The sequence below is a fragment of the Dechloromonas sp. ARDL1 genome, from assembly GCF_051122455.1.
GTDB lineage: Bacteria > Pseudomonadota > Gammaproteobacteria > Burkholderiales > Rhodocyclaceae > Azonexus.
The window spans coordinates 3,165,392-3,188,297 of record NZ_CP168939.1; the positions used below are offsets into that span (position 1 = coordinate 3,165,392).

A 22,906-nucleotide genomic window follows, 5' to 3' on the forward strand; every position below is an offset into this window, starting at 1 on the left:
CCGCCGATCAGGTCAGTTTCTTGAGCAGTTCCGCTTTCTTGGCATCGAACTCGGCCTGGCTCAGGATGCCCTTTTCGACCAGGCCGTGCAGTTTCTCCAACGTCGAGACCACCTCATCGGCCGACACCGTGCCACCTCCCGTGGCCGTAGCCGCCGGCTGCATGGCCGATGCCATCGCCTGCCCGACGACTTGGCCGAAGCCGACGCCGGCACCCAGCCCGACCCCCATCGCGGCCATGCCACCTTCGTTCTTCGCCGCGTCGGGAATGCTGTTGGCGACCTGGTACTGGGTATAGCGCTGCATGTCGCCAACCATGTTCATGCCAATCTTCTGGTCGAGCACTTTCTGCAGTTCCTCGGGCAGGGAAACGTTCTGCACGACCAGGGAGTCCAGCGTCAGCCCGTATTCGGCAAACACCGGCTTCATCTTGAACATCATTGCCTGACCGAATTCATCCTGGTTGCCAGCCATGTCGACGAAGGAGCCGCCCGACTCGCCGAACAGATCGGTCATGCCGGCGACGATGGTGTTGCGCAGCTGACCTTCCAGTTCCTCGCGGGTATAGACATCGCGAGTGCCGGAAATCTTCTGGTAGAAAACCTTGGGATCGGTCAGGTGATAGGAATAGATACCGAAGGCGCGCATCCGGACGATGCCGAATTCCTTGTCGCGGATGGTGATCGGGTTGGGCGTACCCCACTTCTGGTCAAGCTGGGTGCGCGTCGAGAAGAAATAAACATCGCTCTTGAACGGGGATTCAAACAGCTTGTCCCAGTTTTTCAAATAGGTCAGGACCGGCAGGGTCTGCGTCGTCAGCTTGTACATGCCGGGAGCGAACACGTCGGCGACCTTGCCTTCGTTGACGAACATCGCCACCTGCGACTCGCGCACCGTCAGGCTGGCGCCGTTCTGTATTTCCATCTCCGCCATCGGAAAACGCCAGGCCAGCGTGCCGTCGCCATCCTCGGTCCACTGCAGGATGTCGATAAACTGTTTCTTGATGAAATCCATCAGTGCCATGACTATCTCCTTGGGTGATCAGATGATGCAGCCGGCATTCAGGATGCCGGTGCCGAGTGAAAGGGAAGCGAGGAAGACTCCCGAGGCCAACTTGCCGAGCGGGATGTTCTGCACGATTTGCGGCAGCACCAAACGCGCCACGATATACGCCAGTAGCTGCACGACGCAGGCAACCACACCCCAACCGATCATGCTGGCGATGTTGTGGCTGGTGGCGACGGATACCGCGATCGGCAAGGCATAGCCGATCATGGCGCCGCCCAGGCTGACGGCGGCGGCCGTGTTACCCTCGCGGATCAGGGCCATTTCGTTATAAGGCGTCGCGAACAGATAGAGGACGACGAACAAGGCAAGCAGGGCCAATGCGGTAGCGAAGTAGCCGGCGAATGCAGGCAAGCTGTTGATGACCGGATCGAACATAAAAACTCCCCGGGAGAGCGAAATGACAGCGGATTGTCTCCGCTGGGCGCGCTTTGTTCAAGCCTGAAAAGCGCGATACCAATCGATGAACGCGGTCATCGGCATGGGGACAGCATACAGATAGCCCTGCACCCGGTTGCAGCCGAGGGCCTGCAGTTCGTCGCACTGCCCGACTTCCTCGACACCTTCGGCGATGGACTGCATGCCGAGATCGCGCGCCAGATCGACGATGGTCTTGACGATGCGCAACTTGTCGGCCGACGACAGCATGCCGTCGATGAACGAGCGGTCGATCTTGACCTCGTCAACCGGCAAGGTCGCCAGATAGCTCAAAGACGAATAACCGGTGCCAAAATCGTCAAGCGCGAAGCGTATGCCCATGTTGCGTAGCCGCATCATGATATCCAGGCTGCGCTGCCGGTCGTACATCATGGCTGACTCGGTCAATTCGAAGGTGAAACGCTCGGCCGGAAGCTGCCATGTCTCCAGGCACTGCCCGACCAGCTCCGGCAAATCGTTATCAAGTAGATCACCGGCCGTCAGATTCAACGACAGCGGCATTTCGACCCCACCTGCTTCCAGTTCCGCACTGCAGCGCAGGGCGGCCCGGATCAGCCAGTCGGTGAGTTGCGAGCGCCAACCGTACTCCTCGATCAGTTCGATGACCAGCGGCGGCGGTACCCACTCCCCGTTGCCGCGCCGCCAGCGCAGCAACAGTTCTGCCCCGATGCAGCGCGTTTCGGCACCCACTTCCATCTGCGGCTGCAGGTAGAGCTGCAAGCGGTCCGTGCGCAAGGCTTCGCGAAGCTCCTCGGACAACTGATGGCGAACCTGCCAATCGACTTTCATCATCCAGTCGAACAGAGCGAAGGGGTCACCGCTGGCGATCAGGCTCGCACGTGCCAGACGGGCCGCCTGGACGATTTCCTCGGGATCGTCGCCGTGATCCGGGGACAGGGCGATGCCGATGGCCGTATCGAGCGCAACTGCGCGGCCGCCCAACAAACGAACGGGATGATCGAAGGCTCGGCCGATCTGCGTTGCCGCCAGGGCGGGCTGAGCCATGGAATGGACATCCGTCAGCAACAACAGCCACTCGCCCTCATGCCCGACAAAGGCCAGATCCTGCGGCCGGAGCAGACGCCCCAGTTGTTCGGACAACAGGGCGGGCAAACTCTGCAAATCGCTGGCCGTCAGGTGCGATCGGGCATGGCGGTTGATCATCGACACCGACAATACCGCCACCTGCCGACCGCTCTCCCCAAATTCGCGCAAGGCCCGCATTGCGGCCCACTCCCCCGGCAATCCGGCATCCGTTCCATGCGCCTCTTCGCCCACTTCGATGGCACAGCTGACAGCCGCCACGACACAGCGCCGCAGGATGCCGAACAACCTGAGCTGCATGCGCCCGACCTGAGGCAAGCCATCGAACAGCTCCATTTCCGCCTCGGCCATGGCGTGGTTGAAAAACCCGAAGAGATCGGACGACGAAAACCCACCGCGGCTCAACTTGTGCCACGCATGCATCCATTGCTGCTGCCAGTGGATATCGTCAATGCGGAGCGGCAGCGCTTTGCTCAGCTCGACAAACTCCCCAAGCAATCGGGTCGGGGCATAACGCACGACCGCCCGATCCATCGCCAGGCGCCAGATGTCGACCAGCGCCCGCAACGAGGTCAAATCATCGGCATTGACCGAAAAGGCCGCGTAGTCGATATAGCCCGGGTTGTCAGAGATAGTAGTCATTGGCCGCCAAACCATAGGCGTTATGTGGCAAGGCCTTGGCAATGCGCAACTCGGCGCTGGCATCGGCGCGCAAGTCGACGACGCGATAGTTCCGGACACGCGCCTTGCCGGCATCCAGCATGACGACGATCCGCGGCCGCGAACGCTGCACCCGGTTTTGCTGGATCACCACGCCGACCTCGCCGTTATTGAGTTCAACCAGGGTACCAATGGGGTAGAGGCCCACGCACTGGACAAACTGTTCGATCAGCGCGCCATTGAACTGCTTGCCGCGCAGGCCGTGCAACTCCTCGAGCGCCTCCTGGTGGCCGAGTGCGCTGCGATAGGGCTTGTCGCGCAGCATTGCGCAAAACGAGTCGGCCAACCCGGCTATTTCGGCCGGCTTGCCGATCTGCTCGAACTTCAGTCCCTGCGGATAGCCGCTGCCATCCCAGCGTTCATGATGCCGGGCGACCGCCAGGACCACTTCGTTCGCAACGGCCGTCTGGGAAAGCAGGATTTCCATCGAACTGGCCACGTGCGAACGTACCAGCAGCCTTTCTTCCTCGCTCAGCTCACTTTTTTTGTTGAGCAAGTCGACCGGCAGTTCAACCTTGCCCACGTCCTGGAACATCCCGATCATGCCGAGATCAATCAATTGCGGCCCGCGCCAGCCGATATGTGCCCCCAGCATCAACATGGTCACCGCGACATCCATGGCATGGTCGAAACTGTATTCATCGCGCCGCTTCAGGCGCAACAACCAGAGCACTGCATCCGGATTACGTTGCAGGCTGCCCGCAATATCGCGCAAACCGGCACGAATGGACACCAGATCGATATCCTTGCCCCGGGCAATAACATCGAAGGCATCAAAGATGCGAATTGGTCAGCAATTCGTAGCGCGGCTCTATATAGGCGATTTCCTCGGCAAGTTCCCTCGCTGGCTCGCTTTCCTGCTGGGCATGGAGGAAATTCAGGAAGCGCAGACGACGCAGTTGGCACGGCTCGGCATTGGGTGGAGGCGGAAAGCGCCGCCTCGTCGTTGCCGGCTCTTCGCTCACGGCGGCAACCAGCGGCGCAGCCTTGAGCGGCCGATCCCGACCGTGCTTGGGCGCCGCGTAATGCTCGTCAAGGGAGCGTGAGCGGTCAATCGATACGAAACGGCATTTCCGGCGAAAAATATCGATCTGATCCGGTGTCGAAACGACAAAACCCTGCAGGGCGAAGGAGAACTCCGACCAAGGGCAATCCGGTTCGCTCACGAACATCCCGATTTTCAGTTCGCTGACTGAAATGATTTCCACGCTCTTCCCGTTCTTTTGTCACACTTGACGTGCGATCTGTATTAATCCTTCGAGAGGAAGATTGTCGGCCAGTTGATGAGGAATCGCAAGACAAGGCGATATCCTGTTTCCATAACCGCCGGACAGCAGGCAGATGCCAGAAGCGCCCGCCAGGCGCGAAACGGCCCGTTCGATGGCTCCCGCCTGCGCCTCGAGCACGCCGGAGACGATGGCATCGTCGGTACAACGCGGGTAGGGAGAATACTCCCCATCGGCAAACGGAAGGCCGGCCGTCCCCTTGGCCAGGGCGCGCAGCATCAGGCCAACGCCCGGCAGGATGCAACCGCCGACAAAGCGTCCATCGGCGTCCAGGGTATCGATCGTTGTCGCTGTTCCGGCCATGACCACGACGGCCGGCAAACGGTACCGTGTCCACGCAGCGATCAGGGCGCACCAGCGGTCCACACCCAGCCGTTCTGGAGATTGGTAAAGATTTGTAACACCCAGCGCTGACGGCGCAGATTGGACGTCACACCACACCGAATGCCAGGGTGCGAGCTGCCGACGAATCCGCGCATGGGCCTCTGCCCCGGCGACATTAGCCAGCATCACGCGTTCCGGCTGCGGCCAGTCGCCCAGCAAGTGCATCAGCCCATCGGGCTGATCGTGCATCGCCGCCCCCTGGGCCAGCCAGCGCATACCGTCATGTACCCCCCACTTGATCTGGGTATTGCCGCTGTCAAGACAGACAATCACGCCGTTTTCGCCCCCAAGATACCGCCTGTTCGACGCAGGCTGACATCGCCGGAGATGATGCGCTCCACGCCGCTTTCGGTCTCCAGCAGCAGCGAGCCGTCGTCATCGACCCCCAGACAACGCCCGCACAACATTTGCGCATCGCCGAGTATCTGTACCGACAGCCCCTGCCAGGCGTGATAAGCCTGCCAGGCATTCCGCAGACCGGCAAACCCCGTCTCGCCGAAGCGATCCAGTACGCCGGCCAGCTCCGCCAGGATGGCCGCCAGAATCGTATGCCGATCCGCATCGACGCCCGCCGATGAGAGGCCGACGGCCGGCTGCGGCAAATCGCCCGGTGGCGGTGGCTGTAGGTTGAGGCCGATGCCGACGATGATCTGCGCGCCCCTTCGATCCGACGACAGCTCGATCAGGATACCGGCCAGCTTGGCGAATTCGCCATTTGTCTCGAGCAGCACGTCGTTCGGCCACTTCAGGCGAACACCGGCCACACCCAGACTTTCCAGTGCTCGCGCCAGCGCCACGCCAACGGCCAACGACAGGCCGCTGAGCCGCGTCGCACCGCCGGGAAACCGCCACAGGAGGGAGAAGGTCAGGCTGGCCTCCGGCGAGGAGAGCCAACTGCGTCCGCGCCGCCCGCGCCCGGCATGCTGCCTGTCGGCGACGACCACCGTTCCGGCCGGCGCGCCGCGCTCGGCACGACGCATCAGTTCGCTGCTGGTGGAATCGCATTCGGGCAGCGCGTCGACGTCGAAACGCCCGGCCTGTTGCCCGAGCCGGGATTTGAGCAAGACAGGATCGATCAGGGTCATGCCACGGATTTTACTCCGCCGCATGCTCCTTGCCGCCATCGATGCCCAATTCGGCGATCTTGCGGGTAATGGTGTTGCGGCCGATGCCCAGCGCCTGTGCGGCCTCGATCCGCCGACCGCCGGTGTGCGCCAATGCTTGCGAGATGAGAATACGCTCGAATACCTGCGACAGCACACCATGCACATCGGGCACGCCACGCGCCAGCAGGCGCTCGACCTCGCCCTGCAAGGCGCTCTCCCAATCAGTTGCCAGCACCACGGAGTTGCTTTCCCGCAATTCGACAGGCAAATCCCCAACCTCGACCTGCTGCCCCGGCGCCATCACGGTCAGCCAGTGGCACAGGTTTTCCAGCTGGCGGACGTTGCCCTGGAACTCCAATCCGGCAAGGTACTTGATCGCCGCATCGGAGAGGCGCTTGGCCTCGACCCCCAATTCGCGCGCGCTCTTCTGCAGGAAGTGTCTGGTCAGCAGCGGAATGTCCTCGCGCCGCTCGCGCAAGGCCGGCAGGCGGATACGAATGACGTTCAGGCGATGGAAAAGATCCTCGCGGAACAAGCCGTCCTTGACCCGGGTTTCCAGGTTCTGGTGCGTTGCCGCGATGACACGCACATTGGCCTTGATCGGCGAATGACCGCCGACACGGTAGAAATGCCCGTCGGATAACACGCGCAGCAGCCGTGTCTGCAGCTCGGACGGCATGTCGCCGATTTCGTCGAGAAACAGCGTACCGCCCTCGGCCTGCTCGAAACGACCGCGCCGCTGCGCCTGGGCGCCCGTGAAAGCGCCGCGCTCGTGACCGAACAGTTCGGACTCCAGCAGATCCTTTGGAATCGCCGCCGTATTGATGGCGATGAAGGGCTTGTCGGCACGCGGGCTGTGCCGGTGCAGGGCGCGAGCAACCAGTTCCTTGCCGGAACCGGATTCGCCGGTGATGAGCACGGTGGCGTGCGACAGCGCCAGGCGACCGATAGCGCGAAAGACCTCCTGCATTGCGGGTGCCTGTCCCAGAATCTCCGGCACCAGCCCCTCCTCCTCAGACGCACCGCTTTGGTGCATCGATTCATCTATGGCGCGGCGAATCAGTTCAACCGCCTGATCGACATCGAAAGGCTTCGGCAGATACTCGAAGGCGCCCCCCTGAAAGGCGGCAACGGCGCTCTCCAGATCGGAATAGGCGGTCATGATGATGACTGGAACGGCCGGAAAGCGGGTCTTCACTTCCTGAAGCAACTCCAGGCCCGACTGCCCGGGCATGCGGATATCCGACAGCAACACCTGCGGCGGCTCGATGCCCTGTTCCAGCTGCGAGATGGCCTCGGTGGCCGAGGCGTAGCTCTTGAACGGAATGCCCTCGCGGGAGAGGGTCTTCTCCAGGACCCAGCGGATGGAACGATCGTCATCTACGATCCAGACCGGTTTCATGTTTGATTGGCTCATTTCGTTGTCAGGATAGCCTTTCCCGAAGCAAGACTCAGGCCTGTTCCATGGGAAGGCGCAGCGTGAAGACGGTATTGCCCGGTCGGCTGGCGCAATCGATGCTGCCATGGTGATGCTGGATGAAATTTTGGGCGATGGTCAGCCCCAAGCCGCTGCCACCTTCCCGCCCGGAAACCAGCGGATAGAACATCCGTTCGCGAATCGCCTCCGAAATACCGGGGCCGTTGTCGATGACCTTGATCTCCATCGCCAGGCGATAGCGTTTCTTGGCCAACGTGACCTGACGCAGCGAGCGTGTCCGCAGGATGATCTCGCCTTCGCCATGCATCGCCTGCGCTGCGTTGCGCGCGATATTCAGTACAGCCTGGATCAATTGTTCACGGTCGCCGACCAGTTCCGGCAGGCTGGTGTCGTAGTCCCGGCGAACCGACAACGACCCGGGGAATTCCGCACGCAGCAGACTGCGTACCCGCTCAAGGATTTCGTGGATGTTGACGGTCGCCGGCAACATCGCACGATGCGGGGTCAGCAGGCGCTGCATCAAGTCCTGCAAACGGTCGGCCTCCTTGATGATGACCTGCGTGTACTCCTTGAGCGACGGTGCGTTAGCCAAATGTGCCAGCTCGTGCTCCAGTAACTGTGCTGCACCGCGAATTCCACCCAGGGGATTCTTGATCTCGTGCGCCAGATTGCGGATCAGTTCGCGGCTAGCCTGCTGCTGCTCGATCAGACGTTCCTCACGGGTTGCCGTCAGATGGTGTTCGATGGGTTGCAATTCGAGCAGCAGGCGCACACCGGCCGCTACATCGGGACGCAGGGGCGTCACCGTGCAATTGATATGCAAGGTCTCACCGTCGCTGCGCCGTAGTTCGATGTTCTGTCCTGTATAGCCCCAGTTGTTGTTGAGGCCGTTGTCCAGCGCCCCCTGCAGGGTTGCAGAACAGGTGCAGAAAGAGGCCAGCGCCTTGCCGATGACCGCTCGACTGCTCACGGCCAGCAGATTTTCTCCTGCCGCGTTGATGTAGCGGACGATCTGACCCTCGTCAATCAGCAGTACCGCCGAGGCCAGGAGATCGAGGCCGGCAAAGGAAGCATGTGTCGGATTCATGCAGCCATTGTAGCGACTCGATTCCTCCAGCCGCATACAACTTGCGTTAATGACCGATCGTTCATTATCATGCCGAATCGCTCTCGTCCTTGTTTCGCCTCCATCACGATGCACAAGCTCCCCGCCTCTCTGTCCCCGTTATTGCTCGTGGCCGGCATGGCGCTGGGCGGCTGTCAAGGCGGCGATCCGCCCCCCGCCCCGCAGCCCATTGTCCTCGTACAACCGGCGACCGGAGCGCCGAGCCAAAGCGCGGCCTATACCGGCGAAATCCGCGCCCGCCACGAAGTGGACCTCGCGTTCCGCGTGGGCGGCAAGATTACAGCCCGTCTCGTCGATGCCGGCGCCGAAATAAAAGCCGGCCAGCCCCTGGCCCGCCTCGATCCCAGCGACCTGCAGCTGGCAGCCAGCGGGGCGCGGGCCCAATTGGCCGCAGCCGAGAGCGACCTGGCCACCGCCCGCGCCGAACGCGAACGCTACGCCGGCCTGGTCGCGAAGAAATTCGTCAGCCAGACCGCCTTCGAGGCCAAGGACAACGCCTTCAACAGCGCCCAGGCACGCCTCGAACAGGCCCGCGCCCAGAACCAGATCAGCGGCAACCAGGCGGCCTACGGCACCTTGAGCAGCGAGACGCCAGCCGTGGTGACAACGATGTTGGCCGATGCCGGACAGGTCGTCGCCGCCGGCCAGCCGGTGCTGCGCGTCGCCCGCCCCGAGGAAAAGGAAGTGGCCATCGCCATTCCCGAAAGCCGGCTTGCCGAACTGCGGGCCGCGCGAAATATCCAGGTCAGCCTCTGGGCTGCCCCTGAAACGATGCTGCGCGGCGAATTGCGCGAACTGTCGCCGGCCGCCGACCCGGCCACTCGTACCTATGCGGCGCGTATCCGCCTGCTCGCGCCACCACCCGAGGTACGGCTGGGCATGACCGCCCGCGTCCACTTCGGCGAAACTACCAATGGCGAACTTCTGGTACCGCTCAGCGCCGTGCTCGATGTCGGACAAGGACCGTTCGTCCGCGTCGTCAAGGATGGCAAGGTGGCATCCCGCCCCGTCACGATTGCGAAATTCCGCGAAGACGGTGCTGCCGTCAGCAGCGGACTGGAACGTGGCGACACGGTGATCGTCAGCGGTGCCGGCAAACTGGTCGACGGACAAGCAGTGCAGGCTCGGGCTGCCACGCCACCGGACAGGCAGCGCTAGGGTGCTGCGGTGAGCCAACGCTTCAACCTGTCCGACTGGACCCTGCACCACCGCACCTTGGTCGGCTTTTTCCTGCTCGCCATCGCCCTGATGGGCATCATGGCCTACGGCAAGCTGGGCCAAGCCGAAGACCCCCCCTTCACCTTCAAGCTGATGGTGGTACGCAGTTTTTGGCCGGGTGCCACGGCTCGCCAGGTCGAACAGCAATTGACCGACAAGATCGAGCGCAAACTACAGGAAACGCCCTACATCGACCGCGTATCAAGCTTTTCCCGGCCCGGCGAATCGACCGTGCTGTTCTTTGCCAAGGACAGCACGCCCCCGGGTAGCGTCCCCGACGTCTTCTACCAGGTGCGCAAGAAAATCGGCGACATCCGCCACACCTTGCCTGCCGGCGTCCAGGGCCCTTTCTTCAACGATGAGTACGGCGATGTCTACGGAAACATCTACGCGCTGACCGGCGACGGCTTCGACTACCCGCAACTGAAGGATCTTGCCGAGCGTATCCGCGACGAACTGCTGCGCGTACCCAACGTCGGCAAGGTCGACATCTTCGGCGTGCAGGATGAAAAGATTTTCGTCGAACTCTCGAACAGCAAGCTGGCGACGCTGGGTATCGACCAAGCCATCATCGTTCAGGCGCTGGCCCAACAAAACGCCATGATCGGCGGCGGTTTCTTCGAAACGCAGCAGGAGCGGATCCAGATTCGCCCGGGCGGCGCCTTCGACTCCGTTCAGGCGGTGTCCGACACGCTGATTCACGCCGGCAATCGCAGCTTCAGGCTGGGTGACATCGCCAGCGTCAGGCGCGGCACCGTCGACCCACCGGCCACCCAGGTCCGCTTTGGCGGCAAGCAGGCGCTGGCGATCGGAGTTTCCATGGCCAAGGGCGGCGACATCATCCAGCTTGGCAAGGATCTCAACACCCGGATCGCCACCCTGCAGACCAACCTGCCGGTCGGCGTCGAGATCGGCGAGGCGGCCAGCCAGCCTGACGCCGTCAAGCGCTCGGTGCAGGCGTTCGTTCAGTCGCTGGCCGAGGCGGTGCTGGTCGTCATGGCCGTCACCTTCATCAGCCTGGGCATGCGCACCGGCCTGGTCGTCGCCATCTCCATTCCGTTGGTGCTGGCCGCAACCTTTCTCGCCATGTCCTGGTTCAACGTCGGCCTGCACAAGGTATCGCTCGGCGCGCTGGTGCTGGCCCTCGGCCTGTTGGTGGACGATGCCATCATTGCCGTCGAAATGATGTGGGTAAAAATGGAACAGGGCTGGGAACGCACCCGGGCCGCCTCCTTCGCCTATACCAGCACGGCCGGACCGATGCTTTCGGGCACACTGGTCACCGTCGCCGGCTTCATCCCCATTGCCCTGGCCAAGTCGTCGACCGGCGAGTATGCCTTCGCCTTCTTCCAGATCAATGCCGTGGCGCTGCTCATTTCGTGGCTGGCTGCTGTCATCGCCATTCCGTGGCTCGGCTACAAGTTACTCCCCGACCCGCGCTCCACCCGCCCGGCCGGCATACTGCAACGCAAGGCACCCGGCCTGGCCTTACTGATCGACAGGCTCGGCCTCAACGGCCCGGCGCACACTGAAGACCACGACGTTTACGGCACGCCTTTCTATAACCGGTTCCGCACCCTGGTCGCCTGGTGCGTGCGCCACCGCTGGCTGGTCATCGGCATTACCGTCTTGCTGTTCGCTCTCTCCATCATCGGCATGGGGAAAGTGCAGAAACAGTTCTTCCCGAACTCGACTCGCCTTGAACTCAACGTCGAGCTACGCCTGCCAGAAGGCGCTTCGCTCACAGCCATCGACGCCGAAACCCGGCGCCTCGAACAATGGCTGGAGCATGACAAGGCCGAGCATGACGATTTTGGACATTACATCGCCTATATCGGCTCCGGCACGCCGCGCTATTACCTGAGCCTCGACCAGCAACTGGCTTCGAACAACGTCAGCCAGTTCGTCATCGTGACGAATAGTGTCGAATCCCGCGAAGCCTTGCGCGAACGCCTGATCCGGCTGTACGACAGCGAAGCTTTCGGGGCCCGCGCCAGCATCAGCCGCATCGAGAACGGGCCGCCGGTCGGCTACCCGGTCCAGTACCGGATTTCCGGCGAGGATATCGAGATACTGCGCAAGACAGCCGCCGATATCGCGGCGGCCATGCGCAAGGCGCCCGAACTGAGCAATATCAACCTGGACTGGAGCGAACTGTCGAAATCGGTCGAAATCGAAATCGATCAGGACAAGGCCCGCCTGCTGGGCGTTTCCAGCCAGGACATCGCCGCCCTGCTGAACATGTCGCTGAACGGTGCCGCCATCACCACGTTCCGCGAGGGTGAGAAGAGTATCGATGTCGTGCTGCGCGGCGACCGGGATGAGCGCCATCATCTGTCGGCACTACCCGACCTGTCGATTCCGACACGTTCGGGCAAGAGCGTCCCGCTCAGCCAGATCGCCCGCCTCAAGCACGGCTTCGAGCCCGGCCTAATCTGGCGCCGCGACCGCCTTCCGACGATCACGGTGCGCGGCAATCTGTACGGCAAAACGCAACCGGCAACCCTGGTCGACCGCCTCAAGCCCGATATCGATGCCATCCAGGCCACGCTGCCCGCAGGCTACCGCATCACGGCCGGCGGCTCCGTGGAGGAGTCGAGCAAGGGCTCCAGTTCAGTCATGGCCGGCATCCCGCTCTTTGTGCTAGCTGTCGTCACCATCCTGATGATCCAGTTGCAGAGTATTTCGCGAGTAACCATGGTGCTGCTGACCGCACCGCTGGGCATCATCGGCATCGCACTCTTCCTGCTGGTCTTCAACAAGCCATTCGGTTTCATGGCGCTGCTCGGCACCATCGCGTTGTTCGGCATGATCATGCGCAACTCAGTCATCCTCGTCGACCAGATCGAGCAGGACCTGGCTGCCGGCAAGGCCAGACGGGAAGCCATTATCGAATCGACCGTCCGCCGCTTCCGCCCCATCGTCCTGACAGCCGCCGCTGCCGTGCTGGCAATGATTCCACTATCGCGTAACGACTTCTTCGGCCCCATGGCCGTCGCCATCATGGGCGGCCTGATCGTTGCCACCGCGCTGACCCTGCTTTTCCTGCCGGCGCTGTATGCAGCCTGGTACAAGGTGAAAGGCAGTAGTTAGTCAGTAGCTGCTGGCTTCCAGCAAAAGCAAGGGGCGCCTCGGCGCCCCTCGAACTTCGCTAACAACGAATAACTAGCAAACTAACGACTACTTCAGGCCGCCCAGCTCTTTCTGGATTGCCTGGATATTCCGCTCGTGCTGCCCGACACGGTCGCGGTACGGTGCGGTTCGGTCGCTCGGACCGCCGCGCGTAGCCTCCTGCTCTGCCAATTCCTTCTTGGCTTGCTCAAGGCTTCGCTGCTCGCCCGCCAACTCCTGCTCGAGGATATGCCGACGATCACCATCGCGGGCCTTCTGGGCATCCTCTGCGACGCGCGGAAAACCACTCGGCGAGGGATTTGCGGCCGCTCCCGCCGGCTTCGCCTTGGGGGCGGGCAGTGAATTCTCCGGGCCAGTGGAGATCACCTTGCAGTTCTTGTCGAGCCGCGAACTGGAATAGGTCGTGCTGCCATTGGCGTCGGTACATTTATAAATGCTCTGCGCCGAAACCGAAAAAGGAATCAAGGCAAACAGCAAGGCAAGGGAACTGCGTGTCATCGTCATCGATCCTTGTAACCTTTTCAGTGTACCGGACTTAACGCCAGGGCCATGAAAAAGTGGACAAAAAAAGGGCGGGAAACCCGCCCTTTTGCAACAGTGCCGATTACAGGCTGTAGTACAGGTCGAATTCGACCGGATGGGTCGTCATGCGGACCTTGTTGACTTCTTCCATCTTCAGGTCGATGAAGGCATCAATCCAGTCGTTGGAGAAGACGCCACCGCGGGTCAGGAACTCGCGATCCTTGTCCAGGTTTTCCAGCGCTTCTTCGAGGGAGGCGCAAACGGTCGGGATCTGTGCGTCCTCTTCCGGCGGCAGGTCGTACAGGTTCTTGGAAGCCGGATCGCCCGGGTGGATCTTGTTCTGAACACCGTCCAGGCCAGCCATCAACAGCGCGGCGAAGCACAGGTACGGGTTGGACAGGGGATCCGGGAAGCGGGCTTCGACGCGACGACCCTTGGTCGAGGCAACGAACGGGATACGGATGGAAGCGGAACGGTTCTTGGCGGAGTAAGCCAGCTTGACCGGCGCTTCGTAATGCGGAACCAGACGCTTGTAGGAGTTGGTGCCCGGGTTGGTAATCGCGTTCAGAGCCTTGGCGTGCTTGATGATGCCGCCAATGTAGTAGATCGCGAATTCGGACAGGCCAGCGTAGCCGTCACCGGCGAACAGGTTCTTGCCATCCTTCCAGACGGACTGGTGAACGTGCATGCCAGAACCGTTATCGCCAACGATCGGCTTCGGCATGAAGGTGGCGGTCTTGCCGTACTGGTGAGCCACGTTGTGGGTCACGTACTTCTGGATCTGGGTCCAGTCGGCGCGCTGCACCAGGGTGCTGAACTTGGTACCGATTTCGCACTGGCCGGCATTGGCCACTTCGTGGTGGTGAACTTCGACCGGCACGCCCAGGGCTTCCAGGGTCAGGACCATGGCCGAACGGATGTCGTGCAGGCTGTCGACCGGCGGAACCGGGAAATAACCGCCCTTGACGGCCGGACGGTGACCAGTGGCACCCTGGCCTTCATTCTTCTCGCCAGCGCCCCAAGAGGCTTCGGCAGAGTGAATCTTCAACTGGCAGCCGGACATATCGACCGACCATTCGACGCCGTCGAAGATGAAGAATTCAGGTTCCGGACCGAAGTAGGCGGTATCGCCCAGGCCGGAGGACTTCAGGTAGGCTTCGGCGCGCTTGGCGATGGAGCGCGGGTCACGGTCGTAGCCGCGGCCATCGGTCGGGTCAACGACGTCGCAGGTCAGAACGACGGTGGTTTCGTCGAAGAACGGGTCGACGTAGGCGGTGGCCGGATCCGGCATCAGCAGCATGTCGGAAGCCTGAATACCCTTCCAGCCAGCGATGGACGAGCCGTCGAAAGCGTGGCCGCTCTCGAACTTGTCTTCGTCGAAGTGGGAAACCGGCACGGTGACGTGCTGTTCCTTGCCACGGGTGTCAGTGAAACGGAAATCGACGAACTTGGCGTCGTTTTCCTTGACCATCTTCATCACGTCTTGCGGGGTTGCCATAAGAGTCAGTCTCCAAAGAAAACAAGGTGCCGGCAGGACCGGCGACAATCAATAATTCAGCCCCAAGCCTTTAGCAGAATGCATGCCAAGCGCCGAAGTCAATTTTTCTATTCTGCCACAATGAGATGCTGGCGATAAGCAGAGAATAGCCGCACCAAAATCGTGCAAAAAACACAAAGCACGCACTACTTTGGTGCAACCATGCAATTAAGCGAGATGCTGCGCACCACGGCATGATTGCGCAGGCGCTCGGCAATCCCCGCTTCCGCCTGCCTGAGCGTCTCGCCGTTCTCGAAAAATGCATGTTCCAGGAAAACCTCAACCTCGACCTTTCCGTTGAGGTAATGCAGCACGACCTTCTCCGGCGCTGGCAGGTCTGCCAGCAAGGGCCGCAACTCATGGAGCAGAATTTCGCGCGACGGCAGACGGGGAGCAAGGAGGTCGAGGTCCATGTCGTCCTCGGGATCGATATGCACCAGCACATCCAGCACTTCGGGATGTTCCTTCAATACGCGGGCTCTTGCCAACTCGGCGATGCGATGCCCTTCGGAGACACTGATCCGCGCATCGACCTGAACATGGGCATCGACCAGCGCCTGATGCGCCATGCGCCGCGTACGCAACTCATGCAGACCGAGAACTCCCGGCGTTGCCACCAGAGTCTGGCGGATGGCCTCGACCTGCACCGCATCGAGCCCGGTATCGATCAGCTCCCTGAAGGCGCCCCAAGCCAATTCCGCCCCCATGCGCAAGATCATGAAGCCCATGAGTGCCGCCGCCAGCAGATCGAGGAAGGACCAGCCCAGCAGCGCGCCGCCGATACCGACCACCACGACCAGCGCCGATGCCGCATCGGCCCGGGTATGCAGCGCATTGGCCGTCAGCAGTTGGGAACGCTGGCGTTCGGCGACGCGAATCAGGTAACGGTACAGCCCCTCCTTGGAAACCACGGTGGCAATGGCCACCCAAAGGGCGGAAAGCTCGACGACCGGAAGGGCATCGATATGCTGCAGGCGCATCCCGGATTCCCAAAGAATGCCGCCACCGATCAGGGCCAGCGATGCCCCGAGCACCAGCGTTGCTCCGGTTTCCATGCGCGCATGGCCATACGGATGAGCCTCATCGGCCGGATGGGCGCTTTGACGACTGGCGTAGATCACTAGAAAATCGGAAAGCAGGTCGGAAAACGAGTGCAGACCGTGCGCCACCAACGACTGGGAATGCGCCAGCCAGCCGACAACAAGCTGGGCAACGGTCATCAGCAGGTTGACGGCAACGCTGACCCAGGTTGCTCTCTGCGCTTCGGCAGCCCGCTCGGCCATCGATGCCGCTGCCGGGTGTTCCCCTTGTGCCATGTGCTGTGCCCTATACTAACGGCCTGAGATTCTAGCAGTTGGACATTATGGGAAAGTTAACGGAAATCCTGAACCTCGCCGCAGAACGCGGCCGCGCACTCGAACGTCCCTACCAGGGCGAATTGACACCGGCGGAAGCCCACACATTATTGCAACTGGCCCCTGGTGCCAAGCTGGTCGATGTCCGCACGCGCGCCGAGTGGGACTGGGTAGGCCGTGTTCCCGGCGCTGTTGAAATCGAGTGGAACCAATACCCGGGCGGCGTCCGTAACCCAAACTTCGTCGCCGAACTGAAGCGCCAGGTCGATCCGCAAGCGCTGGTCGTCTTCCTGTGCCGCAGCGGCGTGCGCTCCATCGGCGCCGCCACGGCCGCCGCCGAGGCCGGCTACAACAACTGCTACAACATCCTCGAAGGCTTCGAGGGCGACAAGGATGCCAACGGGCATCGCGGCCACATCGGCGGCTGGCGCAAGGCCGGCTTGCCATGGATTCAGGGATAATACCGCGCGACCGAATTCAACGGCGCCATTCAGAGATCAGCAATGCAGACTGCCACCCTTTCCTTCTCTCCGTTCAACGCCCTGTCCGACGAGGCCTGTCACGAGCGCATCCGCGCCGCCCGCGCCAAGCTCGGCAAGAAGGCCGTGATCCTCTGTCACCATTACCAGCGGGCCGACGTTTACCAGTACGCCGACCTGACCGGTGACTCGCTGAAGCTGTCGCGCCTCGCCTCGCAGACCGACTCGGAATATGTCGTCTTCTGCGGCGTCCATTTCATGGCCGAAGTCGCCGACATCATGACCGCGCCCAACCAAACAGCCATCTTGCCCGACCTCGCTGCCGGCTGCTCGATGGCCGACATGGCCAACCTGGCCAAGGTCGAGCGCTGCTGGCGCGAGCTGAACGAGGTGCTGAACGCCGAGGAAGAAGTCACCCCGGTCACCTACATCAACTCGGCCGCCGACCTGAAGGCCTTCTGCGGCGAGCATGGCGGCATCGTGTGCACCTCGTCGAACGCCGGCACCATCGCCAAGTGGGCCTTCGAGCGCCGCCCGAAGGTGCTCTTCTTCCCCGACCAGCATCTCGGTCGGTGGACCGGCCACCAGATGGGCTTCGCCATGGACGAGATGGTCGTCTGGGACCCGGACCTCGAACTTGGCGGCCTGACCCCGGCGCAGATCAAGAAGGCGCGCATCCTGCTATGGAAGGGGCACTGCTCGGTGCACCAGATGTTCCAGAAGTCGCACATCGACGCCTTCCGTGCCAAGTATCCTGACGGCCAGGTCATCGCCCACCCGGAATGCAATTTCGAGGTGTGCGCCGCCTCCGACTACGTCGGCTCGACCGAGCACATCGTCAAGACTATCAAGGAAGCCCCGGAGGGCACGCGCTGGCTGGTCGGCACTGAGCTCAACCTGGTCGAACGCCTGGCCAAGGAAGTACTGCCGCAGAACAAGATCGTGCAGTTCATGGCGACCACGATCTGCATGTGCTCGACCATGCAGCGCATCGACCCGCAGCACCTGGCCTGGACACTCGAAAACCTGGCCGAGGGCAAGGTGGTTAACGCCATCCGGGTACCCGAACACGAGGCGAAGCTCGCCAAACTGGCCCTTGACCGGATGTTGGCGATTTCCTGAGGCGATGATGAACAAGCCCGAGTTGCACATCACGACGTTCAACATCCACAAGGGCTTTTCGCAGTTCAACCGGCGGATGATGGTGCATGAGCTGCGCGAGCGGTTGCGCGGCCTCAACCCGGACATCGTGTTCCTACAGGAAGTGCAGGGGCTGCATCTTGGCCACGCTGAGAACCACGACAACTGGCCAAGCTCGCCGCAACACGAGTTCCTCGCCGAAGAAGTCTGGGCCGACTGCGCCTACGGCCGCAACATGATCTACGACCATGGGCATCACGGGAACGCCATCCTGTCGCGCTTCCCCATCCTCAACAGTCACAACCAGGATGTCACCCATCTGCAGTTCGAGAAGCGCGGCCTGCTGCATTGCCAGATCAAGCTGCCGGAAGGGCCGGCTGCCCATTGCGTGTGCGTGCATCTGTCGCTGTTCGGCTACTCGCGCCGCCGGCAGATGGCCGCCCTCGCCGACTATCTCGAAAAAAGCGCCGATCCGAACGCACCGCTGATCATCGCCGGCGACTTCAACGACTGGGGCAACCGTGCCGGCGAGCACCTCGCCCGCCGCCTGCACCTGCACGAAGTGTTCAGCGGCCCGGCGGGCAGGCCGGCGCGCAGTTTCCCGGCCGCCATGCCGATGTTCCGCCTCGACCGCATCTACACGCGCGGCTTCGACATCAAACGGACGGAAGTGCATCACGGCCTGCCGTGGTCCAACATTTCCGACCACGCCGCGCTCTCGGCGCACCTGTCGAGGCATGGCCGCTGAGTATCTGCCGGGCAACCGGCTGACCTTGCTCAACTCGGGTGCCGAATACTTCCCTGCACTGCTCGCCGCGATCGCTGAAGCGCAAGTCGAGATCTACCTCGAAAGCTACATCTTCGCCAACGACGAAATCGGCCACGAGGTAGCTAGCGCCCTGTGCCAGGCCGCTGAACGCGGCGTCCATGTCAATCTCACCGTGGACGGCTTCGGCGCCCGAAACTTCGCTGCCGATTTCCTGCCCATGCTGACGGCGGCCGGCGTTCGGGCACTGTTCTATCGCCCGGAAATCGGCCGTTTCCACTTCAAGCGCCATCGCCTGCGCCGCCTGCACCGCAAGTTGGCGGTGATCGATGCGCGCATCGCCTTCGTCGGCGGCATCAACATCGTCGACGACAACAATGCGCCCACCACAATGCGCCCCCGCTACGACTACGCCGTGTGCGTCGAGGGTCCGACCCTCGCCCAGATGCACCGCGCGGTGCGCCGGATGTGGGAAATCGTCGCCTGGGCAAACTTCAAACGCCGATTCCGCCTCGCCCCGGTGGCCAGTCCTTGCTGCTCTCCCGCCGGCACGCAGTCCGCCGCCTTCCTGATCCGCGACAACATCCGGCATCGCAACGACATCCTGTATGCCTACCTCGACGCCATCGACGGCGCCCGGCATGAAATCCTGATCGCCAACGCCTATTTCCTGCCCGGGGTGCGTTTCGGCCGTGCGCTCTACGCCGCCGCCCGGCGCGGCGTACGCATCACCGTGCTGCTCCAGGGCAAGAGCGACCACCCGGTGCTGCGCTACGCCACCCAGACGCTCTACGCCGAGGCGATGCGCGCCGGCATCCGCATCTTCGAATACGAAAAGAGCTTCATGCACGCCAAGGTAGCGGTGGTGGATGGCGAATGGGCAACGGTCGGGTCATCCAACATCGACCCCTTCAGCCTGCTGCTCGCAAAGGAAGCCAACCTCGCGGTGCGCGACCGCCATTTCGCCGGACAACTGCAAGACAGCCTGCATGCCGCGATGGCCGAGGGTGCCCGGGAAGTGGTCCCCGAAGACGTCTCGCGCCTACCCTGGCATATCCGCCTCAGCCGTTGGCTGGCCTACGGACTCGTCCGCGCCGCTGTCGGTCTGGCCGGCTACGGCCAACGGCACTGGGAGGCCAAGGACGTCAGGGAATGACAATACCTCTTTGACGCGGCACGGCGCTGAATGACCAGTTCGCCAGCGCCCAAGTCCAGACCTCGCGCACACTGGCTGCCGCCAGCCCGGCCGAAACGGGCTGGCCGAGAAAGTGCAGCGCAGCGACCAGTTCGCCGGCAGCATCGGCAACATTCAACGGTGCCGCGCGTGTCTGCTTGGAGAGCTTCTCCCCGGCCGCATTGGTCGCCACCGGCAAGTGGGCGTAGGTTGGTGTGGCGCAGCCGAGGCAGCGCTGCAGCCAGATCTGACGTGGCGTCGAGGCCAGCAGATCGGCACCGCGCACAATATCGGTAATCCCCTGCCAGGCATCGTCGACGACCACCGCCAGCTGGTAGGCGAACAGGCCATCGGCACGCAACAGAACGAAATCGCCGACATCGCGTTCCAGCACCTGCGCGATATGGCCCTGCAAACGGTCGTCGAAGGCCATCTCCGACATATCGACACGCAGCCGCCAGGCTCGGGCCAAGCGCCCCACCGGCAGGCCGCTACGGCAGATTCCGGGATACACCATGCCGCCGTCGATGGCCGCCAGAGTGGCCGAATCGGCAATCTCCTTGCGCGAACAGGCGCAACCGTAAACCTTGCCGGCCGCCCGCAAGCTCTCCAGTGCTTCGCCGTAGGCCGCATGACGGCTGCTCTGATACACCACCAGGCCATCCCATTCAAAACCGAAGGCATCCAGCGTGCGCAGGATATCGTCGGCCGCCCCCGGCACATTGCGGGGCGTGTCGATATCCTCCATGCGTACCAGCCACTCGCCGCCCTGCGTGCGGGCATCGAGACAGCTGCCGAGCGCGGCGACCAGAGAGCCGAAATGCAAGGGGCCGGTCGGCGACGGGGCGAAACGGCCGCGATAGGAAGTGGACACGGGAAACGGCAAAGAAATTGAGAAGCGCGTATTTTAGGGGGAGCGCACGGCCGAACCTCGGGTGACGCTATTTGCACAAGTCTCCGAACGGGTCATGTCGTTTTCCACGCCCCACCCATCAAGTATGCCACCGGTTCGCGATTCATGCTTCACAGGGTCGGATCAGATGGCGATTGCCGTGGTGTTTCAGGAAATTCGAAGGCTCTCACTTCAAATTTTGCAGCAGTTCGGTGAAGTGTCTGAAATGCCCGCTAACGCGATCCATGGAAAACTGGTACATCAGCGAATTCTCGGCAAATTTCTGCCGCTCGACATCCATTTCCACCGTATTGCCATCGGCCGTAGCTTGATAAGGAAGATGGAATTTCAATGGAAACGGGGGTGACTGCATGGTTGCAGCCAGATGACCTGCAGCGGTGATCGCCATCGGTAGCGATGCCGATCGGCCCTTGACGATTTGGGCAGCCTCTTCGATGTCTATGTCGAGAGCCTTATAGCCCGGTGTATCGGCATTCGCGATGTTCGAGGCCAGAAGTTGCTGCCGATAGGCACGGACCCCCAGCATTTGCTGCTGGAAATCATGACCGGCTTGAGCATCTTGCCCGATTGAGAAGTGATTGGGATGGGCAACTACCGTACCGGATGCCATCGCGGCGACAAGGCCACCATGAGTACCGCGGCTAGCCCCGGAATTGTATATCTTCTGAGCAATCGCCTGATTCAGGGCCTGGGAAAACGTACCATTGCTTGCGTCGCCTTCAGAGTCGCCTTGCAACTCCTGTTCAGACTGAACCGGTAGCGAAGGAATGCTGCCTAGCAAGGACAAAACGGAAGGAACGTCGGCCATGGCACTGATTACTCATTCACAATCAAGATGACCTTCACATCGTCGATCTGGCCGAGATCATGCCATTTCAGCTAGCCCCCTACCGGCCTGATCGGGCAACCATGATCGCATTCGACAACCCAGTGTCTCTGCAGCACCATCCGGCAGTAGTTGTAGCTCAGCAGTTTTGGCTCGCAACCGACAGCAAGCGCCAGAATGCGACACACACACCGATTGCCATGTCCTATTGGCTTGCGGATATCCACGGTCTGAAATGACGAAACCCTGTTGTCGAGGCTTCTCAGGCCAGATACTTCATGTCTCGCGGATGGAAATGCTTGCTCTGGTCCTTCACTGCATTCGGGTTATCTGCCTTAGCTTCCGGGATGCCTTGCAGGACACCAGGCTTCTTTCTGGCTTGCGAGTGCGAATTGGCGGCGGCCTTCCCTTCGGAGTAGACGACATCCGTCGTGGCGGGACCGGCAAGCCAAACGTTGGCAATGAAGGAGGCAATCTTCATGTTATGGGCTCCTGAGTTTTGGGGGAAATTCAATGGACCGAATCGCATCGACTGACACAGTGTGCGCTTCTATCGCTGTCAACAACGTGACTTGCGGATTACAGAACTGTAAGGTGCTTGGTAATCGAAAAAACCTGCGGATTCCGAAGCCGCCCAGAAAGCGCTACCACACGAAGAACGGGAGGGCGTACAACGAATCGCTGAAATCAAGCCGTCAGAAGCATCCGCAGACAACCATCCCTTATCGCGGTGGAAACAACACGCTCCACTTTCTGCTCGACAGCACGGATCAAGACTTTAGCGGTTGGTAGATTTGTCGGGGCTGGCGCTCCACAGGTCGGCATGGCCGAAAAAGGCGTCTTGGCGGTCGGCCCGTGAGAAAGGCATAGCCCTACGTACGGAGCCGCCCGAGAGATTGATGCCAACAATAAGGATACCCTTGGGGTAGGCTTGGCAGAAGTCCGCACCGCATGCGTGGGGGGCGATCGGGTTGGCACCAGAACTTCATCGTTGCGCTGGGTTTTCAGGCTACCGCCCACCCAGATGAACAGCATCAGGCCAAGCATGCCGGGCCGGAAACCCATCATGAAAACCTTACCGCTCCCTTAGATCCCTCCGCGCAAACCAAGCACTTCGCCGCCGAGCAGCAGCAAGGCAAGCTTCAACAGCACAATCAGTACTTTCATGCTCGCCTCTGCAGCTTGCCCAAGCTGTTCGCCACCGACGGCGAGCGGCGCCCACGACATCCTTCATGTCGC

23 protein-coding genes are annotated in these 22,906 nt (G+C 61.7%); 7 read left to right on the forward strand and 16 right to left on the reverse strand.

The genetic code is table 11. The annotated features are described in order from the left end of the window. Window positions 1-7: 7 nt before the first annotated feature. From AB6Q56_RS15720 to glnL, 9 genes are read right to left on the reverse strand one after another with little or no spacing between them, the layout of a single operon-like run. Window positions 8-1,021 carry an SPFH domain-containing protein gene (locus tag AB6Q56_RS15720; RefSeq protein WP_434514017.1) on the reverse strand — a complete coding sequence of 338 codons (1,014 nt, stop codon included), beginning with the start codon at window positions 1,019-1,021 and terminating at the stop codon, window positions 8-10. Window positions 1,022-1,039: 18 nt separating this feature from the next. Continuing rightward, complete coding sequence (locus AB6Q56_RS15725) at window positions 1,040-1,441, reverse strand: DUF350 domain-containing protein (protein WP_434514018.1); 402 nt, start codon at window positions 1,439-1,441, stop codon at window positions 1,040-1,042. Window positions 1,442-1,498: 57 nt separating this feature from the next. Beyond that, on the reverse strand, window positions 1,499-3,187 hold the full coding sequence (locus tag AB6Q56_RS15730; protein WP_434514019.1) for a putative bifunctional diguanylate cyclase/phosphodiesterase: 1,689 nt from the start codon (window positions 3,185-3,187) through the stop codon (window positions 1,499-1,501). Beyond that, a complete protein-coding gene (locus AB6Q56_RS15735; protein ID WP_434514020.1) occupies window positions 3,171-3,998 on the reverse strand; it encodes an HD-GYP domain-containing protein in 828 nt (275 codons plus the stop codon). Before AB6Q56_RS15735 ends, AB6Q56_RS15730 begins: the two co-directional genes overlap by 17 nt. Window positions 3,999-4,038: 40 nt before the next feature. Beyond that, window positions 4,039-4,473, reverse strand: coding sequence for a DUF3391 domain-containing protein (locus tag AB6Q56_RS15740; RefSeq protein ID WP_434514021.1), 435 nt, complete (start codon window positions 4,471-4,473; stop codon window positions 4,039-4,041). Between the two features lie 18 nt (window positions 4,474-4,491). Continuing rightward, window positions 4,492-5,208 carry a type III pantothenate kinase gene (locus AB6Q56_RS15745; RefSeq protein WP_434514022.1) on the reverse strand — a complete coding sequence of 239 codons (717 nt, stop codon included), beginning with the start codon at window positions 5,206-5,208 and terminating at the stop codon, window positions 4,492-4,494. Then, window positions 5,205-6,020: a biotin--[acetyl-CoA-carboxylase] ligase gene (locus AB6Q56_RS15750; protein WP_434514023.1), complete on the reverse strand. Its 816-nt coding sequence runs from the start codon at window positions 6,018-6,020 to the stop codon at window positions 5,205-5,207. The genes AB6Q56_RS15745 and AB6Q56_RS15750 overlap by 4 nt, the downstream gene beginning before the upstream one ends. 10 nt (window positions 6,021-6,030) lie before the next feature. Next, window positions 6,031-7,443, reverse strand: coding sequence for a nitrogen regulation protein NR(I) (ntrC, locus tag AB6Q56_RS15755; RefSeq protein WP_434514024.1), 1,413 nt, complete (start codon window positions 7,441-7,443; stop codon window positions 6,031-6,033). Between the two features lie 49 nt (window positions 7,444-7,492). Further along, window positions 7,493-8,566, reverse strand: coding sequence for a nitrogen regulation protein NR(II) (gene glnL / locus AB6Q56_RS15760; RefSeq protein WP_434514025.1), 1,074 nt, complete (start codon window positions 8,564-8,566; stop codon window positions 7,493-7,495). A 108-nt stretch (window positions 8,567-8,674) separates the two neighbouring features. On the opposite strand from glnL, the gene AB6Q56_RS15765 reads away from it, so the two are divergent. After that, window positions 8,675-9,763 (forward strand): efflux RND transporter periplasmic adaptor subunit, encoded by a 1,089-nt coding sequence (locus tag AB6Q56_RS15765; protein WP_434514026.1) that lies wholly within the window; start codon window positions 8,675-8,677, stop codon window positions 9,761-9,763. A gap of 9 nt (window positions 9,764-9,772) precedes the next feature. Beyond that, window positions 9,773-12,916 (forward strand): efflux RND transporter permease subunit, encoded by a 3,144-nt coding sequence (locus AB6Q56_RS15770; RefSeq protein WP_434514027.1) that lies wholly within the window; start codon window positions 9,773-9,775, stop codon window positions 12,914-12,916. An 87-nt stretch (window positions 12,917-13,003) separates the two neighbouring features. Here AB6Q56_RS15770 and AB6Q56_RS15775 read toward each other — a convergent pair whose 3' ends face one another. The 3 genes from AB6Q56_RS15775 to AB6Q56_RS15785 form a co-directional block, all read right to left on the reverse strand. After that, entirely contained in the window at window positions 13,004-13,453 is a 450-nt protein-coding gene (locus AB6Q56_RS15775; RefSeq protein WP_434514028.1) for a DUF4124 domain-containing protein, read from the reverse strand. Window positions 13,454-13,559: 106 nt separating this feature from the next. Continuing rightward, entirely contained in the window at window positions 13,560-14,975 is a 1,416-nt protein-coding gene (gene glnA / locus AB6Q56_RS15780) for a type I glutamate--ammonia ligase (RefSeq protein WP_434514029.1), read from the reverse strand. A 185-nt stretch (window positions 14,976-15,160) separates the two neighbouring features. Further along, window positions 15,161-16,330, reverse strand: a complete 1,170-nt coding sequence (locus tag AB6Q56_RS15785; protein WP_434514030.1) for a cation diffusion facilitator family transporter — start codon at window positions 16,328-16,330, stop codon at window positions 15,161-15,163. Between the two features lie 47 nt (window positions 16,331-16,377). On the opposite strand from AB6Q56_RS15785, the gene AB6Q56_RS15790 reads away from it, so the two are divergent. Genes AB6Q56_RS15790 through clsB form a run of 4 tightly spaced genes read left to right on the forward strand, consistent with a single transcriptional unit; the run spans window position 16,378 to window position 19,910 of the window. Beyond that, complete coding sequence (locus AB6Q56_RS15790; RefSeq protein ID WP_434514031.1) at window positions 16,378-16,830, forward strand: rhodanese-like domain-containing protein; 453 nt, start codon at window positions 16,378-16,380, stop codon at window positions 16,828-16,830. A 42-nt stretch (window positions 16,831-16,872) separates the two neighbouring features. Then, a complete protein-coding gene (gene nadA, locus AB6Q56_RS15795; protein WP_434514032.1) occupies window positions 16,873-17,970 on the forward strand; it encodes a quinolinate synthase NadA in 1,098 nt (365 codons plus the stop codon). Between the two features lie 7 nt (window positions 17,971-17,977). Continuing rightward, window positions 17,978-18,736 (forward strand): endonuclease/exonuclease/phosphatase family protein, encoded by a 759-nt coding sequence (locus AB6Q56_RS15800; RefSeq protein WP_434517169.1) that lies wholly within the window; start codon window positions 17,978-17,980, stop codon window positions 18,734-18,736. After that, on the forward strand, window positions 18,726-19,910 hold the full coding sequence (gene clsB / locus AB6Q56_RS15805; protein ID WP_434514033.1) for a cardiolipin synthase ClsB: 1,185 nt from the start codon (window positions 18,726-18,728) through the stop codon (window positions 19,908-19,910). The genes AB6Q56_RS15800 and clsB overlap by 11 nt, the downstream gene beginning before the upstream one ends. Here the strand turns inward: clsB and gluQRS are convergent. Further along, a complete protein-coding gene (gene gluQRS / locus AB6Q56_RS15810) occupies window positions 19,900-20,802 on the reverse strand; it encodes a tRNA glutamyl-Q(34) synthetase GluQRS (RefSeq protein ID WP_434514034.1) in 903 nt (300 codons plus the stop codon). The genes clsB and gluQRS overlap by 11 nt on opposite strands. A 205-nt stretch (window positions 20,803-21,007) precedes the next feature. Then, window positions 21,008-21,649, reverse strand: a complete 642-nt coding sequence (flgB, locus tag AB6Q56_RS15815; protein WP_434514035.1) for a flagellar basal body rod protein FlgB — start codon at window positions 21,647-21,649, stop codon at window positions 21,008-21,010. A gap of 101 nt (window positions 21,650-21,750) precedes the next feature. On the opposite strand from flgB, the gene AB6Q56_RS15820 reads away from it, so the two are divergent. After that, complete coding sequence (locus tag AB6Q56_RS15820; protein WP_434514036.1) at window positions 21,751-21,906, forward strand: hypothetical protein; 156 nt, start codon at window positions 21,751-21,753, stop codon at window positions 21,904-21,906. Window positions 21,907-21,929: 23 nt separating this feature from the next. On the opposite strand, the gene AB6Q56_RS15825 is transcribed toward AB6Q56_RS15820, so the two are convergent. Both AB6Q56_RS15825 and AB6Q56_RS15830 read right to left on the reverse strand, forming a co-directional pair. Continuing rightward, a complete protein-coding gene (locus AB6Q56_RS15825; RefSeq protein ID WP_434514037.1) occupies window positions 21,930-22,148 on the reverse strand; it encodes a hypothetical protein in 219 nt (72 codons plus the stop codon). Between the two features lie 605 nt (window positions 22,149-22,753). Next, window positions 22,754-22,894: a hypothetical protein gene (locus tag AB6Q56_RS15830; RefSeq protein ID WP_434514038.1), complete on the reverse strand. Its 141-nt coding sequence runs from the start codon at window positions 22,892-22,894 to the stop codon at window positions 22,754-22,756. Between the last annotated feature and the right edge of the window lie 12 nt (window positions 22,895-22,906).

Coding starts and splice junctions, on each gene's coding strand:
- ntrC (WP_434514024.1), bottom strand. CDS start 7,443: ATGAAACCGGTCTGGATCGTAGATGACGATCGTTCCATCCGCTGGGTC.
- AB6Q56_RS15765 (WP_434514026.1), top strand. CDS start 8,675: ATGCACAAGCTCCCCGCCTCTCTGTCCCCGTTATTGCTCGTGGCCGGC.
- AB6Q56_RS15830 (WP_434514038.1), bottom strand. CDS start 22,894: ATGTCGTGGGCGCCGCTCGCCGTCGGTGGCGAACAGCTTGGGCAAGCT.
- glnL (WP_434514025.1), bottom strand. CDS start 8,566: ATGAATCCGACACATGCTTCCTTTGCCGGCCTCGATCTCCTGGCCTCG.
- AB6Q56_RS15785 (WP_434514030.1), bottom strand. CDS start 16,330: ATGGCACAAGGGGAACACCCGGCAGCGGCATCGATGGCCGAGCGGGCT.
- AB6Q56_RS15825 (WP_434514037.1), bottom strand. CDS start 22,148: ATGAAGATTGCCTCCTTCATTGCCAACGTTTGGCTTGCCGGTCCCGCC.
- AB6Q56_RS15790 (WP_434514031.1), top strand. CDS start 16,378: ATGGGAAAGTTAACGGAAATCCTGAACCTCGCCGCAGAACGCGGCCGC.
- flgB (WP_434514035.1), bottom strand. CDS start 21,649: ATGGCCGACGTTCCTTCCGTTTTGTCCTTGCTAGGCAGCATTCCTTCG.
- AB6Q56_RS15725 (WP_434514018.1), bottom strand. CDS start 1,441: ATGTTCGATCCGGTCATCAACAGCTTGCCTGCATTCGCCGGCTACTTC.
- AB6Q56_RS15775 (WP_434514028.1), bottom strand. CDS start 13,453: ATGACACGCAGTTCCCTTGCCTTGCTGTTTGCCTTGATTCCTTTTTCG.
- clsB (WP_434514033.1), top strand. CDS start 18,726: ATGGCCGCTGAGTATCTGCCGGGCAACCGGCTGACCTTGCTCAACTCG.
- AB6Q56_RS15720 (WP_434514017.1), bottom strand. CDS start 1,021: ATGGCACTGATGGATTTCATCAAGAAACAGTTTATCGACATCCTGCAG.
- AB6Q56_RS15820 (WP_434514036.1), top strand. CDS start 21,751: ATGATCGCATTCGACAACCCAGTGTCTCTGCAGCACCATCCGGCAGTA.
- AB6Q56_RS15750 (WP_434514023.1), bottom strand. CDS start 6,020: ATGACCCTGATCGATCCTGTCTTGCTCAAATCCCGGCTCGGGCAACAG.
- nadA (WP_434514032.1), top strand. CDS start 16,873: ATGCAGACTGCCACCCTTTCCTTCTCTCCGTTCAACGCCCTGTCCGAC.
- AB6Q56_RS15730 (WP_434514019.1), bottom strand. CDS start 3,187: ATGACTACTATCTCTGACAACCCGGGCTATATCGACTACGCGGCCTTT.
- AB6Q56_RS15800 (WP_434517169.1), top strand. CDS start 17,978: ATGAACAAGCCCGAGTTGCACATCACGACGTTCAACATCCACAAGGGC.
- glnA (WP_434514029.1), bottom strand. CDS start 14,975: ATGGCAACCCCGCAAGACGTGATGAAGATGGTCAAGGAAAACGACGCC.